The 15838-nt window shown below is 41.0% G+C and carries 14 protein-coding genes; 9 read left to right on the top strand and 5 right to left on the bottom strand.

What is annotated here, in order from left to right; all coding sequences use genetic code 11:
- The first annotated feature begins 25 nt into the window (after positions 1-25).
- The 3 genes from ACKX2L_RS07015 to ACKX2L_RS07005 all read left to right on the top strand — a co-directional run bounded on the left by ACKX2L_RS07015 (position 26) and on the right by ACKX2L_RS07005 (position 5419).
- Entirely contained in the window at positions 26-1105 is a 1080-nt protein-coding gene (locus ACKX2L_RS07015; protein ID WP_497551150.1) for a Fic family protein, read from the top strand.
- Positions 1105-4242 (top strand): type I restriction endonuclease subunit R, encoded by a 3138-nt coding sequence (locus ACKX2L_RS07010; RefSeq protein ID WP_497551151.1) that lies wholly within the window; start codon positions 1105-1107, stop codon positions 4240-4242. Before ACKX2L_RS07015 ends, ACKX2L_RS07010 begins: the two co-directional genes overlap by 1 nt.
- Before the next feature lie 271 nt (positions 4243-4513).
- Positions 4514-5419 carry an Rgg/GadR/MutR family transcriptional regulator gene (locus ACKX2L_RS07005; RefSeq protein WP_497551112.1) on the top strand — a complete coding sequence of 302 codons (906 nt, stop codon included), beginning with the start codon at positions 4514-4516 and terminating at the stop codon, positions 5417-5419.
- Here ACKX2L_RS07005 and ACKX2L_RS07000 read toward each other — a convergent pair.
- Positions 5302-6588 carry an MFS transporter gene (locus tag ACKX2L_RS07000; protein WP_497551113.1) on the bottom strand — a complete coding sequence of 429 codons (1287 nt, stop codon included), beginning with the start codon at positions 6586-6588 and terminating at the stop codon, positions 5302-5304. The two genes, ACKX2L_RS07005 and ACKX2L_RS07000, sit on opposite strands and share 118 nt — an antisense overlap.
- 488 nt (positions 6589-7076) lie before the next feature.
- Here ACKX2L_RS07000 and ACKX2L_RS06995 point away from each other — a divergent pair, with 488 nt between their 5' ends.
- Genes ACKX2L_RS06995 through ACKX2L_RS06980 form a run of 4 tightly spaced genes read left to right on the top strand, consistent with a single transcriptional unit; the run spans position 7077 to position 9767 of the window.
- Positions 7077-7457, top strand: a complete 381-nt coding sequence (locus tag ACKX2L_RS06995) for a GntR family transcriptional regulator (protein WP_497551114.1) — start codon at positions 7077-7079, stop codon at positions 7455-7457.
- A 38-nt stretch (positions 7458-7495) separates the two neighbouring features.
- Positions 7496-8407, top strand: a complete 912-nt coding sequence (locus ACKX2L_RS06990; protein ID WP_497551115.1) for an ATP-binding cassette domain-containing protein — start codon at positions 7496-7498, stop codon at positions 8405-8407.
- A gap of 9 nt (positions 8408-8416) precedes the next feature.
- Positions 8417-9073 carry a hypothetical protein gene (locus tag ACKX2L_RS06985; RefSeq protein ID WP_497551116.1) on the top strand — a complete coding sequence of 219 codons (657 nt, stop codon included), beginning with the start codon at positions 8417-8419 and terminating at the stop codon, positions 9071-9073.
- Positions 9060-9767 carry a hypothetical protein gene (locus ACKX2L_RS06980; protein ID WP_497551117.1) on the top strand — a complete coding sequence of 236 codons (708 nt, stop codon included), beginning with the start codon at positions 9060-9062 and terminating at the stop codon, positions 9765-9767. The genes ACKX2L_RS06985 and ACKX2L_RS06980 overlap by 14 nt, the downstream gene beginning before the upstream one ends.
- 121 nt (positions 9768-9888) lie before the next feature.
- On the opposite strand, the gene ACKX2L_RS06975 is transcribed toward ACKX2L_RS06980, so the two are convergent.
- From ACKX2L_RS06975 to ACKX2L_RS06965, 3 genes are all read right to left on the bottom strand, one after another.
- Positions 9889-10128, bottom strand: a complete 240-nt coding sequence (locus tag ACKX2L_RS06975; protein ID WP_497551118.1) for a helix-turn-helix domain-containing protein — start codon at positions 10126-10128, stop codon at positions 9889-9891.
- A 114-nt stretch (positions 10129-10242) separates the two neighbouring features.
- A complete protein-coding gene (locus ACKX2L_RS06970; protein WP_497551119.1) occupies positions 10243-10515 on the bottom strand; it encodes a type II toxin-antitoxin system YafQ family toxin in 273 nt (90 codons plus the stop codon).
- Complete coding sequence (locus tag ACKX2L_RS06965; protein ID WP_497551120.1) at positions 10508-10804, bottom strand: type II toxin-antitoxin system RelB/DinJ family antitoxin; 297 nt, start codon at positions 10802-10804, stop codon at positions 10508-10510. Before ACKX2L_RS06965 ends, ACKX2L_RS06970 begins: the two co-directional genes overlap by 8 nt.
- 271 nt (positions 10805-11075) lie before the next feature.
- Between ACKX2L_RS06965 and ACKX2L_RS06960 the strand changes: the two genes are divergently transcribed.
- Positions 11076-12269: a PucR family transcriptional regulator gene (locus tag ACKX2L_RS06960; protein ID WP_497551121.1), complete on the top strand. Its 1194-nt coding sequence runs from the start codon at positions 11076-11078 to the stop codon at positions 12267-12269.
- A gap of 144 nt (positions 12270-12413) precedes the next feature.
- Positions 12414-14375: an oxidoreductase gene (locus ACKX2L_RS06955; RefSeq protein WP_497552933.1), complete on the top strand. Its 1962-nt coding sequence runs from the start codon at positions 12414-12416 to the stop codon at positions 14373-14375.
- A 186-nt stretch (positions 14376-14561) separates the two neighbouring features.
- Here ACKX2L_RS06955 and ACKX2L_RS06950 read toward each other — a convergent pair whose 3' ends face one another.
- Entirely contained in the window at positions 14562-15824 is a 1263-nt protein-coding gene (locus tag ACKX2L_RS06950) for an ABC transporter permease (RefSeq protein ID WP_497552932.1), read from the bottom strand.
- Positions 15825-15838: the final 14 nt, after the last annotated feature.

The following is a 15838-nucleotide window of genomic DNA, read 5'->3' as shown; positions in this document are numbered from 1 at the left end:
TACAAGGAGGGAAAAGTTGAAGGATATCAAGAAAGACCCCTTTGAAGAATATATAAGGAATCTTCCTCCTACCAGAAAGGAACTGGGGCAAGCTTGGCAGACTGCGATTGGATTACAGGATGTGGATGGACTAAAGCCATCTGAATATCTGTATGAGACTGCAAAGAAGAACATTGATGGTGAAATCTCTGTGGATGAAGCAGGGGATTTGATCAATAGTTACTATGAGAGCAAAGATGGTCGCTCTGAGGTGGAAGCACGAACAGAAGAAGCGGATAAGGTGTCTGCAAGAATTGCAAAAATCTTATCAGAGAAGGCGTTTACTTTTTCGCCGACACAGTATTTGTCTATCCATCGTACATTGTTTTTAGGAATCTTTTCTCATGCCGGAAAGATAAGAGATTATAACGTTACGAAAAAGGAATGGGTTCTTGAAGGGGATACCGTATCCTATGGTGGTGCATCAGAACTTCGAGAAACGTTGGATTATGACTTTTCTCAGGAAAGAGAATTTCGTTATAACGGATTAACGATGGATGAAGTGATTCATCATTTAGCAGTCTTTATTTCCAGATTATGGCAAATTCATGTATTCGAAGAAGGAAATACAAGAACGACGGCGGTATTCTTAATCAAATACCTGCGTATGCTAGGATTTGAAGTTGAGAATGATTTGTTTGCAGAAAACTCTTGGTATTTTAGAAATGCCTTGGTTAGAGCTAATTATAACAACATTAAAAAGGGCGTCTATGAGACCACTGAGTTTCTAGAAAAGTTCTTAAGAAATCTTCTCCTGGATGAGAAGCATGAGCTTCATAACAGGGAAATGCATATAAGTGGTAAATTTTTATTGGGTCACGATGAACCGATAAATGACCCAATAAATGACCCAATAAATGACCCAATAAAATTGGATGATCGTGAACAGCAAATTATTGAGATATTACGAGAAAAGTCTGATTTAACACGTAAAGAAATGGCGGCTCGTTTAGAATGCTCGGATTCAACAGTTAAGCGTTGCTTACAGTCAATGGTCGAAAAGGGTGTGATCAAACGAATTGGGTCAAATAAGAAGGGTGGATGGATTATATTGGAGGGAAAATAATGCCATTTTTTAATATAGTAGCAGCTTCGAATGAGAATACAGTTGTTACAGAGTACGAACCGGTAAAGTCTCGTTCAGATAGCTATCAGAGTGAAGCTGAATTAGAAAAAGAGTTTATTCGTTTGTTGACCGAGCAGGGGTATACCTATTTACAAATACACAAAGAAGAGGATTTGATTCGAAATCTGCGCTCTTGCATGGAGGAACTTAATAACTATAAGTTCTCTGATGATGAGTGGAGCAGATTCTTTTCTGATGCTTTAGCAAATCCGAATGAGCATATTGTTGAGAAAACAAGAAAGATTCAGGAAGATAATGTTCAGGTTTTAAAAAGAGATGATGGATCATCAAAGAACATTACTATCATCGATAGAAAGAATATTCATAACAATAAGCTTCAGGTAATCAATCAATATGTGATTGGAACAGAAGAGGGGGCAAGGCACGATAATCGTTATGATGTGACCGTTTTGGTAAATGGTCTTCCGCTTGTTCATGTTGAGTTAAAGCGTCGTGGTGTAGCAATCCGTGAAGCCTTTAACCAGATCAATCGCTATCAGAGAGATTCATTCTGGGCAGGCTGTGGCTTGTTTGAATATGTCCAGATATTTGTTATCAGTAACGGAACAAATACAAAGTATTATTCTAACAGTACACGCTTTAATGCAATTAAGGATGCAAGTTCCGGGAAAACAAAGAAGGAAAAGACGAGCAACAGTTTTGAATTCACATCATTTTGGGCGGACTCTAATAATAGAGTGATTCCGGATTTGATTGATTTTACAAAGACCTTTTTTGCAAAGCATACAATTTTAAATATTCTTACGAAGTATTGTATCTTCACAGCTGAAGATACACTTCTTGTAATGCGACCATATCAGATTACGGCGACGGAAAGAATCTTAAATCGTATTGAGATTGCCAATAACTATAAAAAATATGGAGATATTGCCGGTGGTGGATACATTTGGCATACAACAGGCTCCGGTAAGACTCTTACATCGTTCAAAGCTGCAAGATTAGCTTCTCAGTTGCCTTATATTGATAAGGTTTTGTTTGTCGTTGATCGTAAAGATTTGGATTATCAGACTATGAAGGAGTACGACAGATTTGAAAAGGGAGCTGCTAACTCTAATAGTAATACTACAATTCTAAAACGACAGTTAGAGGATTCGAATGCGCATATTATTATTACGACCATTCAGAAGCTTTCTACATTCATTAAAAAATATCCTGGGCATGAAGTATTTGAAAAACATGTGGTTATCATTTTTGATGAATGCCATAGATCACAGTTTGGAGATATGCATGCAGCTATTGTAAAGAGTTTCAAAAAGTATCATTTATTTGGATTTACAGGAACTCCTATTTTTGCTGCCAATTCCGGAAGTGCAAGTAAGACGCAGTTTTTTACTACAGCACAAACCTTTGGTGATCAGCTTCATACTTACACAATTGTAGATGCGATTAATGATAAAAATGTTCTCCCATTCCGCGTGGATTATATTAAGACTATGGATATGGAAGAAGATATTACAGATGAAATGGTCTGGGATATTAATCGTGAAAAAACATACATGGCACCGGAACGTATTAAACTGGTTACAAAGTATATCTTGGACCATTTTGATCAAAAGACATATCGTGGCAATAAATCATATTACTACAATGCTTTGATGAATATCGGCGAGGTTGCGTCCGCTGCAAATGGTAAGGTTGAGGAAGAAAAGCGTAAGCAAAGATTATCAGGATTTAATTCAATCTTTGCTGTTGCATCTGTGGATATGGCAAAACTGTATTATCAGGAATTCAAGAAGCAGATGGAAGCTGATCCGACAAAGAAACTTCGAATTGCTACCATTTACAGTTATGGTGCAAATGAGGAAGAAACGGATGGAATCTTAGATGAGGAAAATCCGGAAGATACATCTGCTTTAGATAAGAGCTCGCGTGATTTTTTGGATGATGCTATAAAAGATTATAACGAGATGTTTAAAACAAATTATAGTACCGATGGTGACCGATTCCAGAATTACTATAAGGATGTTTCGCTTCGAATGAAGAATAAGGAACTGGATTTGCTGATTGTTGTAAATATGTTCCTTACCGGTTTTGATGCAACAACATTAAATACGCTTTGGGTGGATAAGAACTTGAAGATGCATGGATTGATTCAGGCTTTTTCGCGTACAAATCGTATTCTTAACAGCATTAAGACTTTTGGAAATATTGTATGCTTCAGAAATCTTCAAAAACGTGTTGATAGTGCAATATCGCTGTTCGGCGATAAGAATGCCGGTGGAATTGTTTTATTGCAGAGCTTTAACGATTACTATTATGGTTATGAGTCTGTAGACGGAACTCCAATGCCGGGATACGTGGATATGATAGAAGAGTTGACGGAGAAGTTTCCGTTAACAGATCCACGTATTGAAGGAGAACAGAATCAAAAAGAGTTTATAGCATTGTTTGGTGCTTTGCTTCGTATGCGAAATCTTTTGGTATCGTTTGATGAATTCGAGGGTAAAGAAATAATCTCGGAGCGCGATTTGCAGGACTATCTTGGAAGATACCAGGATTTGCGTGATGAATGGAAGCGTAAGAGAGAAAATGGTGAAAGCACCGATATAATTGATGATATTGTCTTTGAAATCGAGTTGATTAAGCAGATTGACATCAATATCGATTATATTTTGATGCTTGTAAAGAAGTACCATGATAGTCACGGAGAAGATAAAGAAGTTCTGATTACTATCCGTAAGGCAATTGATGCAAGTCCTGAACTTCGAAGCAAGAAGCAACTGATTGAAAACTTTATTATGGGTATCAATGAGGTTGATGATGTTCTAGTTGAATGGCAGGATTATGTCGTTCAGCAAAGGGAACATGATTTGGAAGCCCTTATCGAGAGTGAAAGACTAAAGCCGGATGAAACCAGAAAGTTCATCGAAAATGCATTCCGAGATGGTGAGATTAAAACGACCGGAACGGATATTGATAAGCTTCTTCCACCAGTATCACGATTTGGTGGTAGTAATAGAGCTGAGATGAAGAAAGGTGTCATCGACAGACTGATGGCTTATTTCGAGCGGTTCTATGGAATGACAAATGCGAAGTTTAATAAGGAAGATGAATAATCTTTGCAATAAATAAAGAAGTACAGACCATTGCTGGAGTATCCAATTAATGTAACAATTGATACAAATGTTTTTGATGCGTGTAAGTACAATTTGTCAAAGGATAGTACTTTACAAATTTTGGCTAATTATGTAAGGGACGGAAAGGTAAAGGTGTATCTTAGCAATATTGTTCTAGAATACCTGGTGACAGGAACAGTTAAACATAGAAAATAGCAGGATATAAGCTTTATATTTTTCCCAAAAGAGATTGAAATGATAGGAGTGTTCAATGTCAAAACTGGATTCGTTCAACCTCGGCGAATTATATCGAGATTTAAGAATAGCGAGAGGTTTGAAAATGAAAGATATCGTGAACCAAAACCTCTCCCAAGCTCAATTGTCAAAATTTGAAAATGGACTTACTATGCTCTCCGCTGACAAATTATTAATTGCTATTTCCGCTATTCATATGAGTTTGGCCGAATTCGAACATGCTTATAATCAATACGAAGACTCCAATTTTTTTAAACAAGCAAAGAAGATATCCAGTCTACATGGGAAAAAAGATGTGAATGGCTTAAAAGACCTCTTAAGCCATTATGATACATCTTCCGAATCCTATGATATTTATAATCAGCTCAATTGTTTAGTCATCAAATCAGCTATTAAAGATTTGGAAGCTGATTACCCTATTTCCGAAACAGAAGTAGAACAAATTACAGCATATTTGTACAGTATTGAAGACTGGACAGAATATGAGCTCTTTATATTTGGAAACACTTTACAGGTATTATCAACCAGTAATCTTGTATTCCTTGGAAAAGCATTTATAAAGCGTGATTCCATTTATTTATCTCTTCCAAATAACAGGCATCGGACTCACCTTGTTCTAATTAATATCATCTTCGAATTGATTAAAAGAAGTCAAGATAAAACAGCAGAATTATTTATCAAACATTTAGAAACTATCCTTGATTCTCAAGATATGTTTGCCAGAGCCTTTCTAATATTCTTTCAAAAAATACTAGATTTTCGTAATGGAAAGATAACACAGAGGGCATCTTTAGAAAACTATATTCAATCCCTTTGGTCTCTTGGCTTTAATAACATTGCTGCTTTTTTACAGGATAATTTAGAGGACTTATTACCAAATGATATGATCGACCCAGTGATTCCTATTAAAACAAGACCATAAACAATAAATGCCCAATAAACCGCACGCCTACTTGTTGTAGAAATGAAAGGAAACACCATACTGGTAATTGGCGGGGTTAAAACCAGTAAAGCATTTACGCTCGTAACTATACCACCAAGCCTTTCTATCGGATATTCATTCACTATTTCAGCGGAAAATTTTGGTGAAACAATCCCTAACAGCCATGATATCCCAGCAGTGGCAACATAAATCATCCAAATACTATTCATTAAGAAACCCACGCCGACAATAAGAATCAATAAATCCGCGATAAAATAATCTATGGAATACTTGATTGTGGTTTTATGATTCCTAACAGATACAGCATTTCCAAGAATCATAAAAACAGTTATAAGACCGGATAATATAGATATCTTCACCGGACGGCTTATGCTGTTTAATTCATTGTTCGAAAAAATAAATATTGCAAAAATTGGTGATAAACCGCCAAAAAATCCGTTCAACATTGCCAGCTGAACAATATCTATCAGTCTTCTTTTCCCTGATATAATCGACTTCAAGTTGTCTTTTATTGTGATAAGTGGATTCTCTTCATCGATTACTCGAATACGATTCTCATAAGTCTTAATTTTTGGGATCGCCATCCAATATAAAATTGATACAACAATAAATACGCCTGCGTTGAATACCGCCAATATACTTTCCGTACTAATTGTTAATACGAATGCACCTATAAATGTTGCTAGGACTGTTACTATTTGTGTACTAAGACTGATGACTCCTTGTGCTTTTTCCATCTGGTCTGCCGCAATCAAGGATTTAGTAAATGGCGAGAATAGTGCTGAAGAATAGTTTCCGGCCATATCTGACATAAAGTTGAAAATAGCGGACCAAATAATAATATAAAAAGTTGGCGTAAAGTGAAAAAGTATTCCTATTCCAAGATACATCAACGCCCGGAAGAAAGAACTTCTCACGATCTGTATTAATTTATTTTGCTTCTTATCCGCAATGACCCCGATGAATATACTCATCAAAATCGGTAATGTCTCTGAAACCGAAACAATCATTACTGCAAAACCAGCATTCTCTACACCACTTGATGCTGTAAGCAGGGCAGTATAAAACAGTTTATCTCCTATTTTAGATAATAAATTAATACCTGTTAGTTTTGAAAACAGGCGGTTTTCTTTCAAGAATTTGATCATTCGCTGCCACAATCCTTACTACTGTTAAAAGCTGAATTTGGTAAATATTATTGTTACCAAATTCAGCTTCCACAAAAAAACCAATATAGGATTAATCAAAAAAATGCTGAACCCCAGAGTTCCTGTCTGCTGCAATTTCTTTAATTTGTTCTAGTTTCATAATCATCACCTCGCTGTGCATATCCTATCATAAGATATGCATTATTCACGGAATATTCAAATATGAATATTCCGTGGTGAGGCATGCCATAAAACATGCAATTCACACCCTAGAAATTTACACATGGCCTTTTGTCACCAATCTATCGTGAATTGAAATATCTAGTGACAGGCACTGCTAAGCAGATGGACCAGAAGAAGAGAATATCCTGCTTCGTAAAATTACGAGGCAGGATATTTTTTTATAAAAACCTATTGACATTCAGCTGTTCTAACTGTATATATAACATATAAACAGTTGGCACCGAAATAAAAAAGGTGGTGAGACTTTGAAAATCTTACAGAATAATGGCGTTCCAATTTATCAGCAGATTGCTGATGACTTCAGAGAACAGATCATGAATGGAAAGATCAAGGAGGGTAGCTACCTCCCATCCATTCGTTCCTTGGCCAAGGACTTAAAGATTAGCGTCATTACAACCATGAAGGCCTATGAACTCCTCCAGGAGGAAGGCCTAGTCTCTGCAATACAGGGCAAGGGCTACATTGTGAATCCCCAGGATACAGAGATGATGATGGAGCAGCAGATGAGAAAGGTAGAAGCGGCATTATCAGAAGCCATTAAAGCTGCTGATGTGGCAGGAATTACCGATCAGGAATTGATGGATACCCTACAGATGCTTCTTAAGATTAACCGTGAGGACGTATAAGATAACATGGTTTATATTTCCAAAAGAAAGGGATTGTTATGGAGTTTGAAAAAGTTATAGATGGGAAAAATATAAGTAAGAAATATAAGAACTTTGCCTTAGACCTTCCGAAGCTGGAAGTACCCAAGGGATTTGCAACGGCACTGATTGGAGAGAATGGAGCCGGTAAAACCACCCTTCTAAATATCCTGTCTGGTATTCGCATGGACTATAAGGGAGAGTTAACCTTCTTCGGAACAGAGAAGGCTGGTGGATTTTCAGAGAATCAGGCTATGAGAGAGCGGATTGGTTATACCGGTGCCAACGATTACTTCATGCCAGAGTGGTCCATTAAGCAGGTATTAACTGCCAATGAGCTTCTCTTTGATGGCTTTCATAAGGATCGATTCATGGCCCTGATGAAGGAGCTAAATATTCCATCCGATCAGGGAATTAAGGGATGGAAGAAGGTATCCAAGCTATCCGATGGTAATCGGATGAAGCTTGAGATTGCATCGGTGCTAGCGAGAGATACGGATCTCTTAATTATGGATGAGCCAGCATCTCCGTTGGATCCTTTGATGCGAGACAAGCTATGCGACCTGATTCGTGACTATATCGAAGATGGGGAGGGAGAGAAGTCTGTATTCTTTTCTACCCATAACATTGCAGACATGGAGAATGTCACCGATTATGTGATCCTGATGGAAGAGGGCAGAATTGTAGAGCAGGGCTTTACAGAGGAACTAAAGGAAAAGTACATCATGGTTCGTGCAGATGCAGACCAGAGTGACCGCTTGAAGGATAAGATTCTAGGCGCGCACAGATCCTCCTTTGGTATCGATGGCATCATGCGTAGAGAGGATATAGATCTGGCAGAGTCCTGTGGAGCTGCCATTGAGACAGCGAATTTGACTGAGATAGTTGTTGCACTGATGAAAACCTATACGAGCCTGGAATTAGGAAAGTAGGAGGGTGCTATGAATGGACGTACTCAAAATAGCCTTCGACATTACCTGGTCTTTTGCACGGGACTCTTTCGTCTTATCACTTTCCTTGTCTATCCTCTATCTGCACTTGGCATGTTCCTTTACATTCTAGTAAGAGGAGCGAAAGAAGCAGAGGGGTTTACCTGTGTGGCTTGTATCTTTGTCCTGTCCTTAGCAGCAGGCTTAGAGGTCGTTTTAGATGTGCTCTATATGAGCGGTATGTCAGGGAAGAGACTGCATGGGATGAATCTTTTCTTGACAAGTACCAGGGGAATTAAAGTGTGGAAGCATGCTGTTATACTAGAGTTTCTGCGGAAAATTCTATATGTGGGAATCTGTTATGTGATTACGGTTTGCTCCGCGCTGGATGAATTCCGGAGAGTGGAAGCGAAGGCTGTATTGTATTTCTTCGCAATTCTAGGATTTGTTGCGGCAGGTATTCTGATTAGCCGAGCTTTGATGATGGCTTGGTGGAATATGATATTTGGTATGTTTGTACTAAATGCATCCATGTTTCTAGGCTTGATGATTTTCTTAGTCCCTATGTGGACCATGGTACTCTTAGGAATCCTTGGGGTTGGTTTGATGGGCTTCTTACTGATTACAAGTCTTAGAAAAGGAGAGAGGAGCTATTATGAAGAATCTTAGGAATTATTTGAAACTATGGCCCTTAAGTCCACGATTTAAGACCATGATGATACTTGCTTCCTTTTTTATTATCCTGGGTATTGGATTAGATATCACCCAGTTTATTATTTTGCCCGATACAGAAGAGGGCTCGCCAGTAACTATATTTTCCATTTTCTACATGCTGGCTGGTATGTTTATTATGCAGTGCAGCATGCTTTTAGGGATGTCTCAGATGGTTTTAACTTCTCCTAAGAAGAGAAAGATCTTCTTCACTTATCCCGTGGTCCTTACCGTACTAATGAATCTCTGCATGTATGGAATCGGAGTGGTGATTCGTGTGATTGGTATCCAAAAGACTCCAGAACTTACCAATGTTATGGGTTATACCCTTTTATTTGCCGGCGGATTTACCCTGCTGATTGGTATCGTTAATGGGTTGACCTATAAGTACTATTGGGCTTCCTTTATCCCATTTTTGATTATCTGGGTTCTGGGGTATTATCTCCTGGGGAATCCCATGGAACTAGAGCACAACCAGATGGGTACACGGGTATTAGAAGTCATTGGAAATTGGTCCTTTACAGAGAGAGCCTGGATTGGTTTTGCTATGTGTCTTGTAGGTAATGTACTATTTATCTTCTTCACACGATTGGTTTACAGAGCCCCAATCAGCCAATATATCTTCCGCACTATGGCAAGGAAGTCTGTCTAAGAGCTTAGATAATGTAAACCATGCTTTAACATACAGTGAATGCTTACGATAAAATATCTGGTGACAGGCACTGCTAAGTGATGACGAAATTGAATAAGATGAAGCCTCTGAGGGACAGCCTTCAGGGGCTTTTGCTTTGGAGGGTCAAGTTTGGAGAAGATTTTCCTGATTCAATCCTGGCAACGGATGAGTGTGGAAGACCGCACATCTCTGCAAGGTCACGCTGAGAAAGGTTTAGATTATGGCGCTGGTCGATTATGGTGCTGACAATCTTAGCTCTTTCTTCGACTTCATCCATATCCCTGCCGATTTCGGGATTTGATTCACGCACATGTTTTTTATAATCGTTCCATGTTGCCATAGCATTCACCTCTTTTCATGCCGTGATTTCCAGTCGTCTCTTTCGGCAAGAGCCTGATTGATCTCACGTTGGGGAGACTTTTGGGATTTCTTACAGAACAGGTGTAGCAGAACATTAGAACAGATCCGAATGGCTTCCTGTCCTGGAAGCAGTAAGAATCAGTTCTTCTTTATTAATTGCATATACAAGGAGCCAGTCCGGCTGTATGTGGCATTCCCTGAATCCGATATAGTTACCGGTCAGGGCGTGGTCACGGTACTTTTCTTCCAGTGCTTGTTCTTCCCGGAGAGTCTGAAGGACATCTTTAAGCAGGGACAGATCTTTGCCCCGCTTATTTATACGCTTCAGATCTTTTCTGAACTGGGTGGTCATTACCAGATCAAGCATGCACAGTATCCTCCGCAAGAGCATCTTTAAACATGTCATCGACGGAAGTATAGCGTTTGGCTGGTAATGAACCGTCCATAATCTTGCGGGTCTCCTCAATGGCAGCTTCTGTTTCCGCATTGTATCTGGGTTGACGGACTTCAAATGGAAGGCCGCCCTCCATCAGGGAAACATGCAGAAAGATATTGATAGCATCAGTTACGGAAAGTCCGAAACTTCCATAAAGCTTCTCGACACGGGCCTTGAGATCGGGATCAATGCGAATATTTATATTTGCAGTCTTAGACATAAGATCACCTCCTGAATAGATTGTATTGCAAATGTTAAACAAACGCAAGCGTCTTTAAACAAAGGAGAAAAAGATGATGTAAGACAGAGATCTTAAAAGAGTGAAATGGAATTCAGCAGCCCGGGGCTTTTGTCGTCTCAGGTATCATGGTAAACTGAACAAACAGATAAAAAATGTACATTTGCCAGGCCGGTTGCAAAGAATTGCCGGAAAAGATACACGTTGGTGACAGGCACTGTTAACGGTTAAACTCTTGGAGTAACAAATCATTATGGAAAATTATTACAGAAAAGATGCAATATTAAATGCTCTGATTGAGCGTAAAGGAATACAGTATCTTACAGATATTGCTGCGGAGATGCTTGGGAATCCTATGCTTTTGTATGACATAAGCGGCAAAGTTATCTCTTACAGCCATTGCAATGGAGATGATGAAATATGGAAAGTGCTTCTGCATGAAGGCAATCTGATTGCGGAATACACAAAGGTTACTGAAGAAACAGGAATCTTTGAGGAACTGCTCAATAGTGATGAGCCACTGATAAGCAAGCTCCCATTCAGTCCATATCGCATTATGGGTTGTCGTGTCAGAGATATAGATGGACCAATAGGCATAGTCACTATTGTCGAAAGGAATCCCTTCAGGGGTGAGGATGAAGAATTACTGGTTATCATCTGCAAATCCATTCTTTTTGAGATGCTTTATAGTGAGAGAACAGCAATGCAGGCTGTTCCTTATTTCAGTATATTCAAAGACATAATTGAGAAGACTGCAAATGAACAGGACATAATCGAGCGCTGCAGGATATCAGGGATAACCTTTCCGAAATTCATGCAGCTTGTTGCGGTAAAGAGCATAGACCTGCGCAATAGTTTATCTTTATATCTTATGCGGGATACGCTGGTCCATACATTGCCGACATCTTCATACTGTGTCATCTATGACGGGAGCCTTATTATTGTTCTCGATAAAAAATATGTAACAACGGATATGATCAGTACCATTCAATCAGTTGTTGGCGGACGCGATACTCGCATTGGCATAAGCAGGCCGTTTGAAAACATCATGAGTCTTTCTGCTGCATTCGGTGAAATGAAGGCGATTCAGAGGGTATATCAGAAGCTGGAGGTAGACAGCCTTATAATCTATTACGAAGATATACTGCTTTATCATTTTATGGAACTGGCATCGCAGGGAAATGACCTTGAACAGTTTTGCCGGCCTGAGATTCGTATGATGGAAGAATATGATCAGAAATACAATGCATCTCTGAAAGAAAGTGTGGAGATGTATCTTGAGTCTGGACGTAATGTACAGCAGGCTGCCAGAAAAATGAACATCCATAAAAACACTCTTAGGTACAGGCTTGAAAGAGCTGAAGAGCTGTTCGATATAGATCTTACTGACGAAAACACATGCTTCAACCTGCAGTTTTCTCTTCGCATGTATAGGATGATTCGCTGATTGTACAAAAGAACGAATATACCTTCATATACTTGGACCGATGACCATATAGTGGCATCGGTCTTTTTGTTATAATTTAGTTAGGAAATAACTACACTTTAGAATGTATATCGAAGAATAAACTAAAAAAGGAGATAAGCAGATATGAAGAAGTATCCCAACCTCAGTAAGCCTTGCACTATCCGCGGAGTCACCTACAGAAACAGAATATTCAGCACTCCTACAGGACTTACATATCCTGATGAGTACAGCGGGGCACCAGATTTCCGCACAGTGCTTTTCTATGAAAAGAAAGCTCGCGGCGGAGCGGCAAGCGTAAACTACGGTGAGACACCGGTGAATAACGTAGACGCAGTAAGAAGGCCGAACGTTGATGTAATTAGACCGGATTTCTCAAGAATGATCCTTCCAGCAAAAGACTGGATCAAGTATACAGATGCAATCACAAGACACGGAGCTAATCCGTGCATTCAGCTTGCTCATGCCGGACTGTTTGCAGAACCTTTCTTCAACGGGCAGACCACAGGAAAAGTTATCGGTCCTGTAGATATGGACAAGGAGAACGGCACTCATGTTTCCGCAATGGACGAAGAGGATATGGCCCGAATTGCTAATGACTTTGCTGAAGCGGCACTTTGTGCTGTTCAGGCAGGCTTTAATCAGGTAATGGTTCAGTGCTGTCACGGATGGCTGCTTGCACAGTTCCTTTCGCCAGCATGGAACACAAGAACAGACGAATACGGCGGATCAATTGAAAACCGCGCGAAGTTCCCGCTTCAGGTACTCAAAGCGGTAAGAGAAAAGGTCGGACCGAGAGTAGTTATCCAAATCCGTATCAGCGGCGACGAGCATCAGGAGAATGGATGGTCACTTGAGGACTGTGCCGCATTCTGCAAAATGACAGACGGTATAGTAGACATCATCGAGATTTCATCCGGTGACTATCACAATTCGGAACATTACTGCTGGGTGAACCCGCTCATGGGTCACTTTGTAAATATACCTATCGCAAGAGAACTTAAGAAAGCCGGGGTACAGGCTAAGCTGACTGCCGTAGGAGGACACAATGATCCTGCAAAGATGGATCAGCTGATTGGTGAAGGTGTTGTCGATTTCTTCTCAATCGGTCGCGGTATCCTCGCGGACCCGGATCTTCCTAAGAAGTTCCTTACAGGAAGGGAGGGGGATGTCAAACCATGCATTCGCTGCAGTGACTGCATGGCAGGACTCTATACAGGATTCTACCAGTGCAATATCAACCCGACAGCCGGACAGGAAGCATATCTTCTCAATACACCTGCTCCAAAATCATGCAAGAAGGTCCTTGTTGTTGGTGGTGGTGTAGGTGGTATGGAAGCAGCTATAACAGCGTTCGACAGAGGACATGATGTAACTCTGGTGGATAAGGGTGAAAAACTCGGCGGAACACTTCTGTTTGCAGATCATGGCCATAAGGAAGACCTTAGAAAGCTTAAGGATTACTATGTTCGTCAAGTTGAGAAGAGAGATATAAAGGTCATGCTGAATACCGTAGCTGACACAGCGCTTCTGAATGAACTTCAGCCAACTGATATCATAGTTGCTGCAGGCTCTACCCACAGAGTTCTTAATGTTCCTGGAGTAGAGAATGCAAGATATGCAACAGCTGCATACTATGAACCTGAGACCATCGGAGAGAAAGTAGTTCTTATAGGCGGTGGAATGATCAACTGCGAAATTGCTGTCAGCCTCGCTGATGCTGGTAAGGATGTAACTGTTATTGAACTCCTTGACGGGACTGCAAGAGACGCGAATATGTTTATAAAGCCGACTCTGGACGAACTGTTCGCAGAGAGGGCAAATTCTATCCATGTCATCACAGAAGCAGCTACTAAGTCGATTTCTGAAAATTCCGTAACATATGCGGATAAGGAAGGAAATGAATTCGAAATTCCTGCAGATACTGTACTCTACGCAGTTGGCAGCATCCCGAATTCAGCTGTAGTGGAAGAAATGCAAGACTGGCCTGAGTGGGAAAGCTTCCGTGCTATCGGCGACTGCACAGGAGCAAACATAGTCAAGAAAGCTATCCATCAGGGATACTACGCTGCAATGGATATACTTTAATACATAATGGATTGCTAAATAGCATATAGTGAAAATTTTAGGGAGTCCGCGAGGACTCCCTATTTTTGTATTGAAATATCTGGTGACAGGTACTGTTAAGCCACAATCGTAAAGAGTCTAGAAGGAGCCGTATTACAGCATCCCAATGCACTTCTCACTCCATGCGATCCTGCTCATTCCGACCCGTCATTCTCTCCTCAGCGCATCAATCGGATTCAGCTTGGAGGCCTTGCTGGCCGGGGCCACGCCAAAGAAGATTCCGATAGCAAGAGAGAAGGCGAGGGAAATCAGAACCCAGGGCAGCGGTACAGCAAATTCCAGCTGAAGCAACATGGAAATGATCCGGGCTATGATAATTCCGATCAGAAGCCCGATCAGGCCGCCGACACCGGTCAGAACAGCAGATTCTGTCAGAAATTGGGCCAGGATGTCCCGTCGTTTGGCACCCAGCGCCTTCTTCAGTCCGATCTCCGCCGTTCGTTCAGATACCGATACCAGCATGATGTTCATGACGCCGATGCCTCCGACCAGAAGGGAGAGAGAAGCGATGGAAACCAGCATGGCCGTAATGGCAGTCGTGAGCGTCTTCAGGGAATTGTCATCCGCCGCTGTCGTCTGTGATTTGTAGGCATATCCGTCAGGAACAGCTTCCATGTTCAGGATGTCGGCAGCCTGGTTTCCGACCGATTTCATGAGCTTCGTATCGCTGACACGGATAGCGACGCTCTGGGCCGCATCGAAGCTGACCGGGATGGCGAATGTCTTCATGGGGAGATAGATGCTGGTATTGTCGGAGTAGAGGCTGGATTGATAGTCATCCACCGACTCAAAATCCTGCTCATGATCATCAGAATTCTTTCCGATTACGCCGATGATGGTAAAGGGCTCGCCCTTGATTTCCAGCACCTGACCGGTCGGGTCATTGCCGTCAAAAAGGGCCGTGCAGACCTTGTCATCAATGATGCAGACCTTGTCTGCAGAGTCATATTCCTCCTTGGTAAAGTTCCGCCCATAGTCCAGCCGGCTTTCGATGGTCCGGAAATAATCCTTGGAGACACCGTAGACATTGACCGTGGAACTGTTGAAGGCCGTATCCTTATAGCTGATTCCGTCATACATCTGAGTCGAAATATAGACCGATGCGTCCTCAACCCCGGAAATGCTCTTGATTTCCTTCATCGAAGAGGAGGAGACCGGCGTCAGACTTGTGATCAGGGAATCGCTGTCATAGGATTCGTCGCTCCCATCTTCGGAATGCTGCAATGTCACATTGGTCACGTTGTTTCCGGCTCCGATCAGGCTTTTCTGCAGCTTTTGCGATGTCCCCTCAACGATGGAAACAATGGCCAGAATCGATGCGATTCCGATGATGACTCCGAGCATGGTCAGAAAAGAACGCATTTTATGGGAAAAGATGCCCTTCAGAGCTTCTCTTAAATTTTCAATCATAAAGCAGTTCCTTT

The sequence above is a fragment of the Porcibacter vitabionis genome (assembly GCF_046263795.1).
Lineage (GTDB): Bacteria > Bacillota > Clostridia > Lachnospirales > Lachnospiraceae > Lachnocurva.
This window is presented reverse-complemented; position numbering and strand designations above follow the sequence as displayed.